Origin of the sequence: Bradyrhizobium iriomotense (assembly GCF_018130765.1) — a bacterium.
Classification (GTDB): Bacteria; Pseudomonadota; Alphaproteobacteria; order Rhizobiales; family Xanthobacteraceae; genus Bradyrhizobium; species Bradyrhizobium iriomotense_A.
In genome coordinates, this window is the sequence record NZ_JAFCJZ010000013.1 from 163,417 (window position 1) to 182,626 (window position 19,210).

Here is a 19,210-nt window from a genome sequence, read left to right on the forward strand (position 1 = left end):
CTGCGCCTTCCAAGCAGTTTACGCCTTTGCCTGCAAGGCGGCCACTAGGCCCGGCACAAACTTGTTGACCCAGAACATCTTCTTGCTGCCCTTGACAACCACGACATCGCCTGCCTGCAGCAGGTTCGCGACCTCGCCCGGCTTCAGCGTGGCGGGATCGTCGTGCCAGCCGAGGGCCTTGCCTGATGGCAGCACGTCATAAAGGTGGCGCATCAGGGGGCCGACGCAATAGACGCAGTCGATGCCGTCGAGATGTTTGGTGAGGCCGGTGTGATAGCCAGGTGCGTCATCGCCCAGCTCCAGCATGTCGCCGAGCACCGCGATGCGACGACCGCCGGTCATATGGCGCGCCTGCAAGCTCTGCAGCGCCGCAGCCACGCTGGCCGGGTTGCCGTTAAAACTGTCGTCGATCACGGTGATACCGCCGACCGCCTGCTCGACGCCGCGGCCGGTCATGATGCCGACCCGGTCGAGCTTGATCGCGAGCGTCGCCGGATCGAGGTTCGCGGCACGGATCGAGGCGAGCGCGGCCAGCGCATTCTGGACACGGTGCGGCGCGCCCGGCGTCAGGCTGAAGGCGATCTCCTTCTTGCCGATCATGGCCACGATTTGCCAGCTCTCGCCGTGCGGCGCGTGCGCCACCTCGTGCACCTCGGCATGCTCGCCGAAGCGCACCACCTTGCCCTTCCACTCCGACGCCTTGATCCCCGCGGGCAGCACCAGCACGCCGTCCTCGGGCAGGCCGAGCGCAATCGATACCTTCTCGCGACGGATGGCTTCGAGCGAGCCGAGCTTTTCCAGATGCACGGGCTGGACGTTGACGACCAGCGCGACCGTCGGCCGCGTGAGTTCGCTGAGCCGCGCGATTTCGCCGGTCTGGTTCATGCCCATCTCGACGACCCAGAGGCTGGCATCTGCCTTCGCATTGCACAGCGTCAGCGGCACGCCCCAGAAATTGTTGAAGCTCGACGGGCTGGCATAGGCGTTCGGATAGGCCGCCAGGAATTCCTTGGTGCTGGTCTTGCCGGCGCTGCCGGTGAGGCCGATCACCGGCCCATTGAAGCGCGCGCGGGCGGCACGCGCGAGGCCCCAGAGACCGTCGATCAGTGTGTCCTTCACGACGATCTGGGGAATGCGGATGCCCGCGATCTCATGCGGCACGATCATCGCGACCGCGCCGGAAGCTTCCGCCTTGTCCGCGAATTCCCAGCCGTCGCGCGCGCTGGCGAAGGCCGAGATGAAGCCGCCGCTCGGCGTGCCGCTCAGCGCGACGAACAGGCTGCCCGGCTTCACCAGCCGGCTGTCCTGGGTGACGAAGTCGATCGGCGTGTCCGGAAACGATCCGACTGCGCCCAGCGCGCGCGCCACTTCGGCTACCGTCCAGATTGGCGCGCTCATGCTGTCCTCGACGCTAATGCGGCGGCGACCGCCTCGTGATCACTGAAGGGCAGCACCTCGCTGCCGACGATCTGCCCGGTCTCGTGTCCCTTGCCGGCGACGAGCAGCGCATCGCCGTCTTCCAGTTCCTCGATCGCGACGCGAATGGCCTCGGCACGGTCGCCGATCTCGCGCGCGCCTTTCGCCGCGGCGAGAATGGCGGCACGGATCGCTTCGGGCTTCTCGCTGCGCGGATTGTCGTCGGTGATGATGACACCATCGGCATTCTCGGCCGCGATCTCGCCCATGATCGGACGCTTGCCGGCATCGCGGTCGCCGCCGGCGCCGAACACGACGATCAGCCGGCGCTTGGCATAGGGACGCAGTGCCTGCAGCGCCTTCGCCAGCGCATCGGGCTTGTGCGCGTAATCGACGAAGATCGGCGCGCCGTTGCGCTCGCCCACGCGCTCGAGCCGGCCCTTGGCGCCTTCGAGATGCTCGAGGCTGGCAAACACGTTTGCGGCGTCGCTGCCGGTGCCGATGGCAAGACCGGCCGACACCAGCGCGTTCTCGATCTGGAATTCGCCGACCAGCGGCAGCCGGATCGCGTAAGGCTTGCCGCGATGCTCGACCGTCAGCTTTTGCGAGAAACCTTCGACAACGGCCCCGGTGAGACGAACGCCCTCGCCTGCTCCATCGCCGTTGCGCCCGACCGCCATCACGCGCAGCCGGCGCGACTTCGCGGCATCGATGGCCTCCGCCGAGCAATCATGATCCGCCGAGATCACGGCAGCGCCGCCCGGTGGGATCAACTCACGGAACAGCCGGAGTTTTGCGGCAAGGTAATGCGCGACGGTCGGATGGTAGTCCATGTGGTCGCGCGAGAGATTGGTGAAGCCGCCGGCGGAGACGCGCACGCCGTCGAGGCGATATTGGTCGAGCCCGTGCGAGGACGCCTCGAAGGCGAGATGCGTGACGCCTTCGCGCGCGATCTCATCGAGTTGCCGGTGCAGTGCGACCGGATCGGGCGTGGTCAGCGAGCCGTAGACGGTGCGTTTCGGCGAGACGAGACCAATGGTGCCGATGCTGGCGGAGGCATGCCCCAGCCGCTCCCAGATCTGCCGCGTGAACGCAGCGACCGAGGTCTTGCCGCTGGTGCCGGTCACTGCGGCAATGGTCGCGGGCTGCGCGGGGAAGAATCTTGCCGCGGCCAGCGCCAGCGCCCGGCGCGGATTGGCGACCGCGATGAACGGCACCTTGCAGGCCGCCGGCGCATGGTCGCCGAGGACCGCGACCGCGCCTGCGGCAATTGCAGCATCGATGAAACGCGCACCGTCGGTCTTGCTGCCCGCGAGCGCGAAGAACAGATCGCCCGGCCTGACCACGCGGCTGTCGAGCGCAACGCCTGTCACCTCGAGCGCCGCGACAGCGGGCTCGATTGCGGCATCATTGCCTAGAAGTTCGCGCAGCTTCATGGTCTTCCAGTCGACACGCCGCGCCGGAGAGCCGAATCGTCAGGAAAAGCCGAATCAGCACCGGCGATGGCCTACCCCGTTGATTACTGGGTTGTCCTGGATGCTGCAAGAATAAGGCGGTCCGCAGGCGGCAGGTCGAACCGCGGCTCGACGCCCAGCAGCGGCGCGATCCGCTCGATCACCTTGCCGCCGGTCGGCACCGTGTTCCAGCCCGAGGTGATGAAACCCTTGGTTTCCGGAATCGCCTGCGGCTCGTCCAGCATGATCAGGATCTGATATTTCGGATCGTCGCAGGGCATGATCGCGGTGAAGGAGTTGAGCACGCGCTTCTTGGCGTAGCGGCCGTTGATGACCTTTTCGGACGTGCCGGTCTTGCCGCCGACATAGTAGCCCTTGACGTCGGCGGTCTTGGCGGTGCCGATCTCGGCGTTGAGGCGCATCAGGAACCGCATCTTGTCGCTGGTCTCCGGCTTGATGACGCGCTTGGCCATCGCCGCGGCCTCGGACTCGCTGCGCTTCATGAAGGTCGGCGGAATCAGATAGCCGCCGTTCACCAGCGCATTGATGCCCATCACCGCCTGCAGCGGCGCCACCGACATGCCCTGGCCGAACGCGATGGTCACCGTGTTCAGTTCGCCCCAGCGCCGCGGCACCAGCGGCGCCGCGCTCTCCGGTAGCTCGGTGCGCAGCCGCGTCAGCTGGCCCATCTTAGCGAGGAACGCCTTGTGCGCCTCGACGCCCTGGCCGAGCGCGATCCGCGCGGCGCCGATGTTGGAGGAGAAGGTGAATACTTCCTTGGTGTTGATGAAGCGCCCGAGCGGATGGCTGTCGTGGATGGTGAACTTGCCGTAGTGCAGGTTTCCGCGCGCGTCCCACGACGAGTTCAAATTGATCTTTCCGGAATCGAGCGCCATCGCCAGCGTGAACGCCTTGAAGGTCGAGCCCATCTCGTAGACGCCGGTGGTCAGGCGGTTGATGCGGTCAGGGTCGTGCGCTTCCTTCGGATTGTTGGGGTCGAAATCCGGCAAGGACACCATCGCCACGATCTCGCCGGTCTTGACGTTGGAGACGATGCCGGACGCGGCCTTGGTGTGGTACTTCTCCTTGGCCTTCAAGAGCTCGTCGCGCAGCGCGTGCTCGACGCGCAGGTCGACCGAGAGCTCGATCGGCTTTTGCAGCCGGTCGGTGGCAAAGCCCGCGCGGTGGAGATCGGCGAGGCCCTGATTGTCGAGCCACTTCTCCATGCCGGCGATGCCCTGGTTGTCGATGTTGACGAGACCGATGAGGTGGGCGACCTCGTTGCCGGTCGGATAGACGCGCTTGTTCTCGCGCAGGAAGCCGATGCCGGGAATGCCGAGCTTGTGGATGTCCTGCTGCTGCTTCGGCGTGATCTCGCGCTTGAGCCAGACGAAACCCTTGCGCGTCCTCAGGCGCTCGCGCACCTCGGCCTCGTCGAGGTCGGGCACGGTCGCGGTCAGAAGCTCGATCGCCTCGTCCTTGTCGATGATGCGGCGCGGCTCGCCGAACAGGCTCGAGGCCTTGACGTCGGTCGCGAGGATCGCGCCGTTGCGGTCGACGATGTCGGGCCGCGCGGTGGCGACCACCTCCTGCGCCGCCGCGCGGCGCGCACTGTGGGCGTCGGCGCCGATTGCGAACATCACGAGCCGGCCGCCGATCAGGGCATAGACCGAGGCGAAGGCGAGCATGGCGAGGCCGACGCGCGCCCGCGCCTTGGCCGCGCGGTCGACGTTGCGCCCGTAGAGCAGGCTGCGGACCAGCCGCTGCCGCCAAGGTTCGGTCGGCTTTTCAGTGGGCTTTGCAGGCGTTGCCGGGCTCATTGCTTGTCCTCGGGCTGAGGCACGGAGCCCGTCACGGTGTCAGGATCGCTGGCGGCTTCGATGGTGTTGAGCATGGCCCCGATCGGGTCGGGCTCGCCCGGCCTGAACATCCGCGGCGGACGCTCGGGCAGATTCTTCAGCGAGTCGTATTGCGTGCCGTTGACCGGCTTGAGCGGCAGATGCCGCTCGGACAGGCCCTGCAGGCGCAGGGGCGCATCGAGCTTGGCCCATTCGGAGCGCAGCGAGGCGATCGCGTCGCGCTGCTCGCGGATCTCCGCATGCAGCCGCAGCACCCTCTCGGTGCGCGCGGTGGAGTCCATCTTGATCCGGTAGACATAGGCCGCCGCGAAGATCAGCGCGCCGATGACGAGGAGGTGGATGATGCGCATGCGCTAGCCTCCCCTCATCACGTCGGAGAGTTTTGGCCAGGACGATTGTTCATCGTCACGATGCGCTGGCGCGTCGGTGCGCTCAGCGGCGCGCAGCTTGGCGGAGCGCGCGCGCGGATTGTTCGCGACTTCCGCTTCGCCGGCAACCACGGGCCGCCGCGTCAGCAGCTGGAAGCTCGGCGGGACTTGCGACACCTCCGGCAGATGGCGCGAGCCGCCGCCGGTCTTGGAGCGCTCGCCAAGGAAATTCTTGACGATGCGGTCTTCCAGCGAATGGAACGAGACGACGACGAGCCGGCCGCCGGGCTTGAGCACGCGCTCGGCCGCCGCGAGCGCGGTCTGGAGCTCGTCGAGCTCTTCGTTGACGAAGATGCGCAGGGCCTGGAACGTCCGCGTCGCCGGATGGATGTCGCCGGGCTTGGAGCGCACGATCCTGCCGATGAGATCGGCGAGCGCGCGCGTGGTCGTGAACGGAGTCTCCTGCCGGTCGGCGACGATGGCGCGGGCGATGCGGCGCGACTGCCGCTCCTCGCCGAAGAGATAGATGATGTCGGCGAGATCGCCTTCCGAGGCACGCGCGACCACGTCGGCTGCGGTCGGGCCCGCCTGCCCCATGCGCATGTCGAGCGGACCGTCGAGACGGAAGGAGAATCCGCGGCCGGCCTGGTCGAGTTGCATCGAGGACACGCCGACATCCATCACGACGCCGTCCACGCCATCGACGCCTTGCGCGGCACAGACTTCGGCGAGATTGGAGAAGCGGTCCTCGACCAGCGTCAGCCGGCCCGCGGACCGCTCGACCAGTTCGGCCCCACCCGCAATCGCGGTGCGATCGCGGTCGATCGCGATCAATCGGGTTCCCGGGACGTCGAGGATGGCACGGCTGTAGCCGCCGGCGCCGAAGGTGGCGTCGACATAGATGCCGCCCGCGCGCGGCGCGAGATGATCGATCGCCTCGCGGCCGAGCACGGGAATGTGAGGAGCGGAACTCATGCGCCGCACCTGCCGAATGACCATGACAGATCGGGGGCGAGCCAGCCCATAACGCCTCGAATGATTCCGCGTCGCGGCGGTTCCACGACCAAGCCCCAGTCCAACATGGTTACCGAGCCCGGTCGTCCCGGGCGCCAAACCCAGAGTTCCCAGTGGAATTTGTCGGGCAGCCATGGGATTTCGAGCCAAAATGCGCTTTGGCCGCCTCCGGACGCGGGTCGGCTCTTCATCTCTCAGTAACGGCCCTTAGCGTTAAGAAAGCGTTGATCGGCTGGTTACAAGTGGAAAAGGTGAGGCGATGGTGATGCCTCATCCACACACCCGGTGCAAAATGCATCCGTTAACCGCGTCGCGCGATTGCGCACGGCGGAGGGTAAAGGAATAGTAAAGAGAAGGGCTTGGCCCACTCTCCTGTTCCCACTTGAGCTGCTTATGTCGTCCGGTTCGCCGTCTGGATCTGATTCGAAGCGTCCGCGCGTCCTCCCGGTTCCCAAGGCCGCGGCGAACATGCGCACGTTCGAGCCGGATTCCTCCATCGTCTCCGACATCATCCCCTCGCCGAACTATGGCGAGCGCAACGGGGGTCGGCAGGTGGACATGATCGTGCTGCACTACACCGGCATGCCCGACGTCGAGGGTGCGCTTGCGCGGCTGTGCACGGCGGGGACGGAAGTGTCGGCGCATTATGTCGTGCTGGAGGACGGCCGCATCGTGCAATGCGTGCCCGAGGCCAAGCGCGCCTGGCACGCCGGCGTCTCGTCCTGGGCCGGCGAGGACGACGTCAATTCCTGTTCGATCGGCATCGAGATCGTCAATCGCGGTCACGACTGGGGCTATCCGGAGTTCCCGCTGCGCCAGATCGCGGCCGTGATCGCGTTGTGCCGAGGCATCATACTTCGCCGCAAGGTACCTGCGCACCGGGTGCTCGGCCATTCCGACGTCGCCCCCGCGCGCAAGAAGGATCCCGGCGAAAAGTTTCCGTGGCATTCGCTGGCCAATTCCGGTGTCGGTCACTGGGTCACGCCCGCACCGGTCGTGCGCGGCGAGACCTTGATGCTCGGCACCATCAGCGATGCGGTGCTGAGCATGCAGCAGGCGCTTGCAAAGTACGGCTATGGCGTGCCGCTGACCGGCAAATACGACGCCGCGACCATGGAGGTGGTCACCGCCTTCCAGCGCCATTTCCGCCCGGCGCGGCTGGATGGTGTCGCTGACCATTCGACGCTGTCGACCTTGCAGGCACTGCTGGCGAGCCTGCCGCCGGAAGGAACGCCGGTCGCGTCGACGTGACGGCGACGCCGTAAGCGCGTCATTGCCCACTTCCGTGTCCCGGACGCGATGCAACGCCCTTCGCGTTGCATCGCAGAGCCGGGACCTAGTTGGCGACACGAGTTCACTGCGGAGAGATGGGCCCCGGCTCTGCAGCGCACCGCCGAAGGGCGCTGCGCTGCGTCCGGGGCACGAGGCTGGACTCGATCAACTACCCCATCTCCCTCACCCTTCGCGCGTAGAGCCGTCGCAACGGCTCGAGCTGCGTCGCGTCCGTTGCCGCGCGATACGCCTCGCGCGCCTCGTCCTTCCGCCCCAATCGACGCAACAGATCTGCGCGTACCGCGGGCAGCAGCTCATAGCCATCGAGTCCACCGCGCGCTGCGGTCGCATCGACGAGATCGAGCGCACGCGCCGGACCGTCGACCATCGACACCGCCGCGGCGTGATTGAGCTCGATCACCGGCGACGGGCTGATGCGCAGCAGCACCTCGTACAGCCCGGCAATCTGCGGCCAATCGGTCGCCTCGAAGCTCTGAGCGCGTGCATGCAGCGCAGCGATCGCGGCCTGCACCGCATAGGCTTGCGGCCGGCCGGGTATGAGCAGCGCCTCGTCAACCAGACGCAAGCCCTCCTCGATCTGCGCGCGATCCCACAGCGTGCGGTCCTGCTCTTCCAGCAGCACGATGTCGCCGGCCGATGTCTCGCGCCCGGCGCGACGCGCATCGTGCAGCAGCATCAGGGCCAGGAGGCCCTTGACGCCACTGCGATCAGGCATCAGCCGGTCGAGCAAGCGGCCGAGCCGGATGGCCTCGGTCGCGAGATCCGGCCGCATCAGATCCGCGCCTGAGGTCGCGACATAGCCTTCGGTGAAGACGAGATAGATCACGGCGAGCACGCCATCGAGGCGCGGCGCCAGCGCCTCGCGCTCCGGCACCTCGTAGGGAATGCCGGCAAGCCTGATCTTCTGCTTGGCGCGGACCAGCCGCTGCGCCATCGCCTCCTCGCTGACGAGGAAAGCGCGTGCGACCTGCGCCGTCGACAGCCCACACACGGTGCGCAGCGTCAGCGCGACCTGGACCTCGGGTGCGAAGGCGGGATGGCAGCAGGTGAAGATCAGCCGCAGCATGTCGTCGTCAAGCGTTGCCGGCGGCTCGTCGGGACGCATCGCGTTCAGCTCGAGCTCATGCACCAGCGCCTGCTGCTTGCCGCGAAAGACGGCCTGGCGGCGGATGCGGTCGATCACCTTGTGCTTGGCGACATTGACCAGCCAGGCGCGCGGATTGTCGGGCACCTCGCACACCGCCCAGCGATCCAGCGCGATCGCAAACGCGTCCTGCAGCGCGTCCTCGGCAAGATCGAAATCGCCGACGAGGCGGATCAGCGTGGCCAGCGCCCGCCCCGCCTCGTCGCGGAAGATGGTTTCGATCTCGCTCGGGGTCATGCGCCGACGCGCAGCTTCGCCGTCACTTGTCGTACACCCAGATCGGCCGCACCTCGATCGATCCAATGCGTGCGCTGGGAATCCGCGCCGCGATCTCGATCGCCGCATCGAGGTCCTTCGCCTCGATCAGGTAATAGCCGCCGAGTTGCTCGCGCGTCTCCGCGAACGGGCCGTCGGTCGTCAGCGTCTTACCTTCGCGCACGCGGACGGTCGTGGCGGTGGTTGTCGGCCGAAGCCGGTCGCCGGCCTTGAAATTGCCGTTCCGGATGATGGATTGCGTAAAGGCCTCATACTCCGCCGACATCTTCTGGGTGGTTCCCGTGTCAACCTTCGCGTACTCGACCTCGTTCTGGTAGATCATCAGCAGATACTGCATCGCTTCACTCCTGTTGTTCGGCTGTGTCGCCGACATCCAGTCGAACGGGGCACGCTCCAAACGACATCTTCAGGATAAATTATTTGCAGGTCGCGTGCGCGGCGATCTCGGCTTGACGGAACCGTCACAAATGCCCCATGCGTAATCCCGTCAGTCGGCCGGACGGCCGCTCCGGCAGGGGCCGAAAGGCCGCCGGGGAGGAAAGTCCGGGCTCCCTTGACATGCGGTGCCGGATAACATCCGGCGGGGGCAACCCCAGGGAAAGTGCCACAGAGAACGAACCGCCCCGCCTCGCCTTCGGCTTTGCGGGGTAAGGGTGAAAAGGTGCGGTAAGAGCGCACCGCGGCGCCGGCAACGGGGCCGGCATGGTAAACCCCACCGGGAGCAAAACCGAATAGGGACGGCGTAGCGGGCTGTTCGCGAAAGCGATAACGCCGCGGGGCGATGTCAGGCCCGCCGTCCGGGTAGGTTGCTCGAGGCCATGTGCAAACATGGTCCCAGAGGAATGGCCGTCACGCATCGTTCGCGCAAGCGGGCGGTGCCCTACAGAACCCGGCTTACAGGCCGGCTGATATCTTGCAACGAGGGGTTCGATGCTGACCGCATCGGACCCCTCACCAATTTGGCCCGGCTGTCATTCCGGGGCTCGCGAAGCGAGAACCCGGAATCCATCGGGCGGCAGAGACGGAGGAGAAATGGATTCTCAGATGCGCAATTGCGCATCGTAGTTCGTGCTGCGCACGCCCCGGAATGACGGCTGTGGGTCAGGCCACGATCTCGTTCAACACCTCCATCAACGCCTCCGGCGCCGTTACATTCGGCGCGTGACTCGCATCGAGCTCGAAACAGCGCCAGCCCTCCTCGTTCTTCGTGCGCTGCGCAAACTGCCCGAACACGTCACCCGGCGGAATGCGCGTGCAATAGATGTAGCTGCGCGGCATCGCCGGCTCGCCATGTTCGAGCTTCAACTTCGTCTCGAAGCATTTGACCGGCATGTTGATGCGGCGCGCGTTCAGCCAGTCGAGGTCGGCCTGCGGCGTATCCGGCGGCGGCGGGTTTGGCGGGATGCGGTAGCCGTCGCCGGAGGCGGCCGCCTTGCGCATCGGCTCTCGGCCGGCCTCGTTGAGGTCGAACAGCGACTGTCCGTCGCGCGGCACGAAGGCATCGAGATAGATCAGCTGCGTCACGCGCTCGCGCGCGCGGTCGGCGACGCCGGTTGCGACCATGCCGCCATAGCTGTGGCCGAGCAGAACGATGTCGTTGAGGTCCTCGAACCTGATGACGCTGAGGATGTCCTGGATATGCGTATCGAGGTCGATCGCGGGATTGGCAAGATGTGCGCGCTCACCGAGACCGGTGTAGGTCGGCGCCACCAGGCGGTGGCCCGCCTGCGCCATCAGCGGATGCATCTTCCTCCAGGCCCATCCGCCGGACCACGCGCCATGACAAAGCAGGAAGGTCTTCGCGCGTACGGCCATCGGCGTTTCCATCGTTCTTGTTTGTCCGATGGAGTGTAGCGGCCGCGCGCGCGATGTAAACGCTGCGGCGGCTTCAGGCCGCGCGCGTATTCACTTTTGCGAGGACGAGCGCACCGGCCTCGCGACGGAGCTTGCTCGCCTCAAAGCCATGCATGCCGAGCTGCCATTGCAGGCCCACGATGGCGCCCTTGGTCGGTTGCAGCAACGCCAGCGAAGCGAACAGCGTCACCGGCAGCCACACGGCCAATTGCAGCCAGATCGGCGGCGCGTAGGCGGTCTCGATTGCGAGGATCGCCGGCACGACGAGATGACCGACCACGACCATCACCAGATAGGCCGGAAAATCATCGGCGCGCTGGTGAAACAGCTCCTCGCCGCAATGATCGCAGCTGTCGGCCACTTTCAGGAAACGGCCGAACAGATGGCCCTCGCCGCAGTTCGGGCACTTACCCAAGAAGCCGCGCCACATTGCCTTCGTGAGAGAAACTGAACCGGTTGCCATGACGACACCTCTTCCGTTCTGATGATCCATACAATAATATCCTGCATCCATACATTCAAAGAATATGGCCTAAATTGCATGGATTGGACCCCTACAATCTCGGAGCTGAGCGGGCCGCGCTACCAGCGCATCGTCGAGGCCATGGAGGCCGACATCGCCGCAGGGAGGCTGGTTCGCGGCCAGCAGTTGCCGACGCAGCGCGCATTGGCAAAAGCGCTCGGCATCGACCTCACCACGGTGACGCGTGCCTACACCGAGGCGCGGCGCCGCGGCATCATGGAAGCCCGCGTCGGACAGGGATCGTTCGTGTCGGAGACCAGCACGCGCCGCGCGGTCGATCTGCCGCATCCGGTCGCAATCGACCTCTCGATGAACGTGCCGCCGCATCCGCTCGAGGCGCAGCTCGACGAGCGGATCATCGCCGGGATGGAGGCCCTGCGCGCGCAATCGGGCCTGACCGCGTTCCTGAATTACCAGCCACCCGGCGGCAGCGTGCATGAGCGCGAGGTCGCTGCGCGCTGGATGCGGTCGCGCGTCCCGCATGCGCATGCCGACAGGCTCGTGATCTTTCCCGGCACGCAGACCATCCTGTTCAACCTGCTCGCCCATCTCACGCGGCCCGGCGACATCGTGTTGACGGAAGCGCTCACCTTCCCCGGCACCAAGGCCGCCGCAGCGCGGCTCGGCGTCAAGCTCGTCGGCGTCGCCATGGATGACGGCGGCATCCTGCCCGAGGCGCTGGCAAAAGCCTGCCGCACGCACAAGCCGAAGGCCGTCTACCTCATTCCGACGCTGCACAATCCGACCACCGCGACGCTTCTTCCCGAGCGGCGCAGCGCCATCGCGAAGATCATCCGCGATGCCGATGCGATCCTGATCGAGGACGACGCCTACGGGCTGCTCGATCGCTCGGCGTCACCGATCGCGAACCTCGTTCCAGAGCGGACTTATCTCGCAACCACATTGTCAAAATGCATCGCGCCGGCGCTGCGCGTCGCCTATCTGGTGACGCCCGACGGTGACGCGCAGCTTCAGATGCGCGGCCATTTGCAAGCCACTGTCCAGATGCCGGCGCCACTGATGGTCGCGCTGGTGACGCACTGGATCGAGACCGGCATCGCCGACCGCATCATCGCTGCCATCCGCAACGAGGCAGTCGGGCGCCAGCAACTCGCGCAACGGGCACTGAAGGGATTTCAGTTCCTGGCCAAACCCGCCGCCCATCATCTCTGGCTGCGGCTGCCCGAGAGCCGCCCCGACGTCGCGGCGCATCTGTTGCGGAATGGACTCGCGATCGTGGCCGGCGATGCGTTTGCGGTCGACGGGACACCGCCGCATGCCGCGCGCGTCTCGTTGGGCGCAGCGCGTAACAGGGCCGAGTTGACGGAAGCGCTTCGCATCCTGGTCGGCGCGCTGCACAAGCCCGCCGACGTCAGGCAGATCGTCTAGACTCTTCTTGTTATTGATGATGGCGACGGTGGCGTGGGCGAACGACCGGCGCAACGGCTGACGGATAAGCCGCATAGGCATCGCTCGGGGCCACTGCCTCGCCACGAGCCGCGCGTCCCGCGGGCGTAAGCTGGCCGCCGTTCAGCACATCCCGATCCGGATGCGCGGCCTGATAGGCTGCAGGCTCGGAAAACTGCGCCTGCGCCAATGTCGGGGTCAGGGCGGCGGCCGATAACAGCGCGGCCGCAACGGCAATGTTCACGCGGGTCATGGTCATGCTCCATCATCTCATCAGGGACGGTGCGGCATGACGCCCGGCAGGCCCCCAGGATTAAAGTACAGGCGTCATGTAGGAGCCTCTTCGGCGAACGCTCGCCCCTGACCCGCCCTTGGGGATCACGCTTGCGTGCGGTTTTGAAATTGACCTTCCCGGCCGCATCTGTGCTATGCGCCAGATGACGATCAGCCGTTCGAGATCGTCGCTAACGACAGGAAATCACAGGTGGAAACGTCCACGTACGCGCTGCTGCTGTTCGGCGCGCTGGCCGGCGGCTTCGTTTCGGGGCTGGCCGGGTTCGGCACGGCGCTGATGGCGCTCGGGATCTGGCTCTACGTTCTGCCGCCCTCGCTCGCGGTTCCGCTGGTGCTGATCTGCTCGGTGATCGCGCAGACCTCGACACTGCCGTCGATGTGGAAGAGTTTTGATCTTTCGCTGGTCTGGCCGTTCCTGATCGGCGGACTGATCGGCGTGCCGCTCGGGACCATGATGGTCGCCTCCGCGGATCCAAAGGTGTTCAAGTTGAGCGTCGGCGTGCTGATCCTGATCTTTTCGAGCGCACTGTACCTCAACAAGAGGCCGCTCGCCGTCAAGTTCGGCGGCCGGATCGCCGACGGCGCGATCGGTTTTGCCGGCGGGATTCTGGGCGGACTTGCCGGACTGTCCGGCCCGCTGCCGATCCTGTGGGCCAACATCCGCGGCTGGAACAAGCATGAGCGGCGCGGCATCTTCCAGCTCTTCAATTTCACGGTGCTCGCGACCGCCCTGGCGTTGCAGACGGCGTCGGGCCTCGTCGCCTTCAAGGTGGTCTGGCTCGCAGCTGTCGCGTTTCCGGGCACGCTGATCGGCGCATGGGCCGGGGCGCGCGTCTATCACGCGCTGAACGACAAGCATTTTGGCGATGTCGTGCTCGGCCTGCTGTTTCTGTCGGGCCTCACCCTCGTCTGGAACAGTGTTGGCGCACACTGACGCGCACGCCAACACAACAATCAGTCGTCGCTACGCCGGTGCACGCGCGGGAGGCGCTTCAGGCTCAGCCGCCATCTGCGCCGGAACCTCGGCGTGCCGCAGTGGCGCCAGGCGCTTGCCGAACTCACGGTGTAGCAACCACACGCTCAGCGCGGCCTGAAGCGTCGTTGTCGCGATCGACAAATACCAGACATGCTCCATCCGAAAGCCCGGCCACGTCGAGAGCCAGATCGACGGCAGGGAATAGGTGAGGACTCGCATTGCGGAGGTCACCAGCACGGGCTTGGTGTTGCCGAGCCCCTGGAACATGCTGGAGGTGGTGAAAATCAGCCCCTGCGCCACCATGTTGAACGAGACGATGCGCAGGAAGAGCGACGCAACTGCCATCGTCTCCCGATCATTCGAGAAGCCGGCAAGCAACAGACCTGGCGCGAGCTGCGCGAGGATCAGGAAGACAGTCATCACAGCGGTCGCGACAAGCGCTGCCTTGACGAAGGTCTCCCGCACGCGCTTGCCGTTGCCCGCGCCGAAATTCTGGCCGGCGATGGGTCCGGCGGCCAGCGCAACGGCGAGCGCAGGCATCTGGATCAGGCCGAGGAGACGCGTGCCGATACCAAATCCGGCCTGCGCCGCCGGGCCGAAGACGCTCAGCACATAATAGCCGACGGCCATGATGATGAAGACCATCACGAATTCACCGCCGGCGGGCAGGCCGACATTGAGGATTCTCTTCCACTGCCGAAGCTGAGGCCGCCATTGCGCGGGATGAAAGGCGACGTAACGCTCCAGCTTCAGGAAATACGCGAGCAACATCAGCACGCCGATGAAGACGGCAATCGAGCTTGCGAGGCCGGCCCCGGCGACACCGAGCGGATGCCCGGTGCCCCAGCCCAAGATCAGGATCGGCGCCAGCGCAATGTTGATGCCCACCGCGAGCGCCTGCACCAGCATGCTCGGCCGCACGATGCCGGTCGCCCGCAACGCGGACGCCATCACCTGCGTCGCAAATTGCAGCGCCAGCGCCGGCATGAACCAGAGCAGATAGACGGTGCCGGCTTCGACCGTTGCCTCGTCGGCTGCGACCGCGCGCATATAGGGACGCGACAGCGCGAAACCCGCAACCAGTGTCAGCAGCCCGAACAGTACTGACAGGACGACCGATTGGTTGAACACCAAATTGGCATCGCCACGGTCCTTGCGGCCCACGGCATGCGCCACCAACGCAACCGTGCCGACGCCGAGCACCTGCATCAGGGCATTGACGAGAAAGCCGGCGTTGCCGGCCGCGGCGACGCCCGCGATCGCGGCCTCGCCCAGGCTCGAGACGAAGTAGAGGTCGACGAGCTGGCAGATCATGATCGTGATCATGCCGACCACGATCGGCGGCGCCATGCCCAGGATGTGGCCCACGATGGAGCCGCGCGTCAGGTCTTTCATGTCAGTCCATCCCTGCCCCAATCCTTCGCGGCCTGCGGACGTTCTTCTCCGTCCGCAGGCCGCGCCTCACTCCGCTGCTGCGATCTGTCCGAGCTCCACCACCTGACGCTCGAACAGGCCGCGATAGATGCCCCCTGGCTTGCCCGCGAGCAGAGCGTGCGTGCCCTGCTCGACGATCTCGCCGCGGTCGAACACCAGGATTCGATCGAGGCTCCTCACCGTCGACAGCCGGTGTGCGATCACGATCGAGGTGCGGCCCCTCATCAGCCGTTCCATCGCCTGCTGGATCAGCGCTTCCGATTCCGAATCGAGGCTCGACGTCGCCTCGTCCAGGATCAGCACCGGCGCATCCGCCAGGAACGCGCGCGCCAGCGCCACGCGCTGCCGCTCGCCGCCCGACAATTTCACGCCGCGCTCGCCGACCAGGGTGCCGTAACCCTTCGGCAGGCGCAGGATAAAGTCGTGCGCATTGGCCAGCCGCGCCGCCTGCTCGATCGCCTCGAGGCTGGCGCCGGGCCGGCCATAGGCGATGTTCTCGGCGAGCGAGCGGTGAAACAGGATCGGCTCCTGCTGCACGATCGCGATCTGGCTGCGCAGCGATTGCTGCGTCGCCAGCGCGATGTCCTGCCCGTCGATCAGCACGCGACCATCGGTGACGTCGTAGAGCCGCTGCACCAGCTTGACGAAGGTGGTCTTGCCGGAGCCGGAGCGACCGACCAGGCCGACGCGTTCGCCGGCGCGGATCCTGACCGACAGGCCGTCGTACAGTGGCGCGCGATGGCCGCCATAGTGGAACGTGACATCGTCGAACACGATCTCGCCGCTCTCGATCGCGATCGGCCGCGCATTGGCCGCATCCGCGATCCCGATCGGCTCGTCGTGGATCGCCACCAGCTCCTCCATGTCGTTGACCGAGCGCTGGAGGTTGTTGATGTGCATGCCGACGTCGCGCAAATAGGCGTGGATGACGTAATAGCTCGTCAGCACATAGGTGACGTCGCCCGGCGAAGCGTGCCCGTACATCCACAGCAGCACCGAGCCGCCGATCACGGACGCGCGGAGGCACAGCAGCAGCGACAGCTGCGCCATGGCCGTGTAGTTGTAGCGGAACCAAGTCCGCCGCACCCGCACGCGCCAGCGACTGATGACGCGGGCGAGCCGCGCATCTTCGCGCAACTCTGCGCCGAAGGATTTCACCACCGCATTGCAGGTCAGCGCGTCCGCCAGCGTGCCGCCGACCTTGGTGTCCCAGGCATTGGAGACGCGCGCGGCCGGCGCGATGTAGCGGGTCGAGAACAGCACCGTCATCGTGACATAGACAAGCGCGCCGAGCGCGATCACCAAACCGAGCGAGGCCCAGTGCACGCCGAGCAGGATCATCGACCCGATCAGCACGACCAGCGACGGCAGCAGCGCCAGCAGGATCGTATCGTTGAGCAGATCGAGCGCCCACATGCCGCGCGTGATCTTGCGCACGGTGGAGCCGGCGAAGGAATTGGCGTGCCAGTCGGTCGAGAAGCGCTGCACGCGCGTGAAGGCATCCTGCGCGATCTCGGACATGAGCTTCAGCGTGAACGGCACGATCGCCTGCAGCCCTGCGAGCCGCAGCACCATCGAGGCCGCACCGAGTGCCACGATCGCGCCGAATGCGACCAGCGCGGCGTGGCGCGCATCGGGATCGGACGGCCCGCGCGTCAGCGCATCAATCAGGTGCCCCGAGAAAACGGGCATGAACAAATCGGCGGCGGTCGCACCCAGGAGGCTGCCGGCCACGATGAGGCCGCGCCCCGGCTGCTTCAGCCAGTGCTTGAACACGAAGGGCAGCACCACGTATATCGCCGCGGGCTTTTTTGACAGAGCGGTCATGGCATCATCCGGCCGCTGCGCGCGGGCCGGCTCCATCGATGGACGCAAACCGGCCGCAATGGCCGAGACGGCGTCACGTAAGACTGATTTTGACTTGGGAAGCGGAGCGATCGGGGCCTGAAGCCCAATCGAAGCTGGCGGAAGAGGCCTCTAACAGGCCGCGTACATACCGAGCCAGAGCATCATCGAGCGCGGGCGTACGATCTGCGAAAGCGACGAAATCATGCAAATCTCCCCGGTTCGATTGAATGAGATGCGCTTTATAGATGTGTCGCGGGCGATTTGCAACGGGCGCCGTGCGAGATCACGGACGAGTGTTGCAATTTGGTGCGGGGAGCCGCCTCACACTCCGCCGTCATTCCCCGCGAAGGCGGGGAATCCAGTACGCCGCAGCGGCTGTGGTGAGACCGAGCTCTCCAGCGCAGGCCTCTGGAATACTGGATCGCCCGGTCGAGGCCGGGCGATGACACTGATTGTGTGGCTCGCTCAATGCGCGTCGCCGCCGCCCGCGAGCGAAGCCGGCTTGTTCAGCAGCGTGACCAGCAGGCTGAGGCCGAGATAGAACACCGTCAGCACGAAGAAGGCATCGCCAAAGCTCATCACCACCGCCTGGCGGTGCACGATCTGGCTGAGCTGCTTCATCGCCATCAGCGTGGAATCGCCGAGCCCCTGGAATTTCTGCTGGAGCAAGGTCAGGGTTTCGGTCGCGGTCGCATTGCCCCAGGTCACGCGCTCCTGGAGGCGCGTGATGTGCAGATCGGTGCGGTCGTTGAGCACGGTGTTGATGACGGCAAGGCCGACCGCACCGCCGAGGTTGCGCATCAAATTGAACAGGCCGCTCGCGTTCTTCACCCGGTCTGGCGCCAGCGTGCCGAGCGCGATGTTGTTGGTCGGCACCATCGCGAACATCATGCCGATGCCGCGCAGGATCTGCGGCACCAGCAGCTCGTAGAAATCGTAGTCGCGCGTGATCCAGGTCATCTGGTAGGAGCCGATCGCGAACACGATGAGGCCGAAGGCGATCATGTAGCGCATGTCGATCTTGACCATGAGCCGGCCAACCAGCGGAGCGACCAGGAACATGGTGATGCCCGAGACGAACATGGTCTCGCCGATCATCAGCGCGCTGTAGCCGCGCACCTCGGCGAGATAGCGCGGATAGATGTAGGTCAGGCCGTAGAGGCCGATGCCGATGCAGAACTGCAAGACGCAACCGATCGCGAAATTGCGGTTGGAGAAGGTGCGCAGGTTGACGATCGGCTCGGCCGCCGTGAACACGCGCCAGAAGAACGCGATCGCCGAGATCGCGCAGATCCAGGCGCAGATCGCGACCGAGGTGTCCTGCATCCATTCATATTGCGGACCTTCCTCCAGCACATATTCCAGCGTGCCGAGGAAGCCGGCCATGAACAACAGGCCCCACCAGTCGAAGCGGTCGAGCAATTCGAAATGCGGCTCGTCGAAGTCGACCAGCGCCAGCACGCCCAGCGTGATGCCGATGCCGGGCACGACGTTGATGAAGAACAGCCAGTTCCACGACATCAGGTCGGTGATGTAGCCGCCGACCGTCGGACCGATCGTGGGAGCCAGGGTCGCGACAAGCCCGATGATGGGACCGACGATGTGGAATTTCGTGCGCGGGAAGACGGTGTAGGCCGAGGCGAACACGGTCGGGATCATGCCGGCGCCCAGAAAACCCTGCAGCGCGCGCCAGAGGATCATCTCCTCGATGGTGGTGGCGAAGCCGCAGAGCAGGCTCGAAGCGGTGAAGCCGGCCGCCGAGATCGCGAACAAGAGCCGCGTGCCGAAGGCGCGCGACAAAAACCCTGACAGCGGGATCGCGATGACCTCGGCGATCAGATAGGCGGTCTGGACCCAGGAGACTTCGCTGGAGCTCGCCGACAGGCCGGCCTGGATTTCGCTCAAGGACGCCGAGACGATCTGGATGTCCAGGATCGACATGAACATCCCGAACACCATGATGATGAACGCGAATAGCCGCTTCGGCGCGATGCGCTCCGAAGCTGGGTTCGCCATCATGGCGGGTGAAGCGGTGGTGGCGGTGGCCATG

At 65.8% G+C, this 19,210-nt stretch carries 16 protein-coding genes and 1 other RNA gene; 4 read left to right on the plus strand and 13 right to left on the minus strand.

What is annotated here, in order from left to right; translation table 11 throughout:
* Positions 1-18 precede the first annotated feature (18 nt).
* From JQ635_RS22610 to rsmH, 5 genes are all read right to left on the minus strand, one after another.
* A complete protein-coding gene (locus JQ635_RS22610) occupies positions 19-1,398 on the minus strand; it encodes a UDP-N-acetylmuramoyl-tripeptide--D-alanyl-D-alanine ligase (RefSeq protein WP_211411970.1) in 1,380 nt (459 codons plus the stop codon).
* Positions 1,395-2,852: a UDP-N-acetylmuramoyl-L-alanyl-D-glutamate--2,6-diaminopimelate ligase gene (locus JQ635_RS22615; RefSeq protein ID WP_211411971.1), complete on the minus strand. Its 1,458-nt coding sequence runs from the start codon at positions 2,850-2,852 to the stop codon at positions 1,395-1,397. Before JQ635_RS22615 ends, JQ635_RS22610 begins: the two co-directional genes overlap by 4 nt.
* 83 nt (positions 2,853-2,935) lie before the next feature.
* On the minus strand, positions 2,936-4,690 hold the full coding sequence (locus JQ635_RS22620) for a peptidoglycan D,D-transpeptidase FtsI family protein (RefSeq protein WP_211411972.1): 1,755 nt from the start codon (positions 4,688-4,690) through the stop codon (positions 2,936-2,938).
* Entirely contained in the window at positions 4,687-5,079 is a 393-nt protein-coding gene (gene ftsL, locus JQ635_RS22625) for a cell division protein FtsL (protein ID WP_211411973.1), read from the minus strand. Before ftsL ends, JQ635_RS22620 begins: the two co-directional genes overlap by 4 nt.
* A gap of 3 nt (positions 5,080-5,082) precedes the next feature.
* Positions 5,083-6,072, minus strand: a complete 990-nt coding sequence (gene rsmH, locus JQ635_RS22630; protein ID WP_211411974.1) for a 16S rRNA (cytosine(1402)-N(4))-methyltransferase RsmH — start codon at positions 6,070-6,072, stop codon at positions 5,083-5,085.
* A gap of 507 nt (positions 6,073-6,579) precedes the next feature.
* Here rsmH and JQ635_RS22635 point away from each other — a divergent pair.
* Positions 6,580-7,362, plus strand: a complete 783-nt coding sequence (locus tag JQ635_RS22635; protein ID WP_246583692.1) for an N-acetylmuramoyl-L-alanine amidase — start codon at positions 6,580-6,582, stop codon at positions 7,360-7,362.
* 190 nt (positions 7,363-7,552) lie between these two features.
* Here the strand turns inward: JQ635_RS22635 and JQ635_RS22640 are convergent, their stop codons facing one another.
* Both JQ635_RS22640 and JQ635_RS22645 read right to left on the minus strand, forming a co-directional pair.
* Entirely contained in the window at positions 7,553-8,785 is a 1,233-nt protein-coding gene (locus JQ635_RS22640; RefSeq protein ID WP_211411976.1) for an RNA polymerase sigma factor, read from the minus strand.
* Positions 8,786-8,807: 22 nt separating this feature from the next.
* Positions 8,808-9,161, minus strand: a complete 354-nt coding sequence (locus JQ635_RS22645) for a YciI family protein (protein ID WP_211411977.1) — start codon at positions 9,159-9,161, stop codon at positions 8,808-8,810.
* 150 nt (positions 9,162-9,311) lie between these two features.
* Here JQ635_RS22645 and rnpB point away from each other — a divergent pair.
* Positions 9,312-9,737, plus strand: an RNA gene (gene rnpB / locus JQ635_RS22650) — RNase P RNA component class A.
* Between the two features lie 188 nt (positions 9,738-9,925).
* On the opposite strand, the gene JQ635_RS22655 is transcribed toward rnpB, so the two are convergent.
* Complete coding sequence (locus JQ635_RS22655; RefSeq protein ID WP_211411978.1) at positions 9,926-10,639, minus strand: alpha/beta fold hydrolase; 714 nt, start codon at positions 10,637-10,639, stop codon at positions 9,926-9,928.
* A gap of 73 nt (positions 10,640-10,712) precedes the next feature.
* A complete protein-coding gene (locus JQ635_RS22660) occupies positions 10,713-11,141 on the minus strand; it encodes a DUF983 domain-containing protein (protein WP_246583693.1) in 429 nt (142 codons plus the stop codon).
* 78 nt (positions 11,142-11,219) lie between these two features.
* Between JQ635_RS22660 and JQ635_RS22665 the strand changes: the two genes are divergently transcribed.
* The gene (locus JQ635_RS22665) at positions 11,220-12,590 is read left to right on the plus strand and encodes a PLP-dependent aminotransferase family protein (protein ID WP_211411980.1); all 1,371 of its coding nucleotides are present in this window, start codon (positions 11,220-11,222) and stop codon (positions 12,588-12,590) included.
* Positions 12,591-12,600: 10 nt separating this feature from the next.
* On the opposite strand, the gene JQ635_RS22670 is transcribed toward JQ635_RS22665, so the two are convergent.
* Positions 12,601-12,861 carry a hypothetical protein gene (locus JQ635_RS22670; protein ID WP_211412082.1) on the minus strand — a complete coding sequence of 87 codons (261 nt, stop codon included), beginning with the start codon at positions 12,859-12,861 and terminating at the stop codon, positions 12,601-12,603.
* Positions 12,862-13,092: 231 nt separating this feature from the next.
* Here JQ635_RS22670 and JQ635_RS22675 point away from each other — a divergent pair, with 231 nt between their 5' ends.
* Positions 13,093-13,836, plus strand: a complete 744-nt coding sequence (locus tag JQ635_RS22675) for a sulfite exporter TauE/SafE family protein (protein WP_211411981.1) — start codon at positions 13,093-13,095, stop codon at positions 13,834-13,836.
* A gap of 30 nt (positions 13,837-13,866) precedes the next feature.
* Here the strand turns inward: JQ635_RS22675 and JQ635_RS22680 are convergent, their stop codons facing one another.
* From JQ635_RS22680 to JQ635_RS22690, 3 genes are all read right to left on the minus strand, one after another.
* Positions 13,867-15,273, minus strand: coding sequence for an MATE family efflux transporter (locus JQ635_RS22680; protein ID WP_211411982.1), 1,407 nt, complete (start codon positions 15,271-15,273; stop codon positions 13,867-13,869).
* Between the two features lie 66 nt (positions 15,274-15,339).
* On the minus strand, positions 15,340-17,139 hold the full coding sequence (locus tag JQ635_RS22685) for an ABC transporter ATP-binding protein (protein ID WP_211411983.1): 1,800 nt from the start codon (positions 17,137-17,139) through the stop codon (positions 15,340-15,342).
* Positions 17,140-17,625: 486 nt separating this feature from the next.
* A complete protein-coding gene (locus tag JQ635_RS22690; protein ID WP_211411984.1) occupies positions 17,626-19,209 on the minus strand; it encodes a DHA2 family efflux MFS transporter permease subunit in 1,584 nt (527 codons plus the stop codon).
* Position 19,210 lies beyond the last annotated feature (1 nt).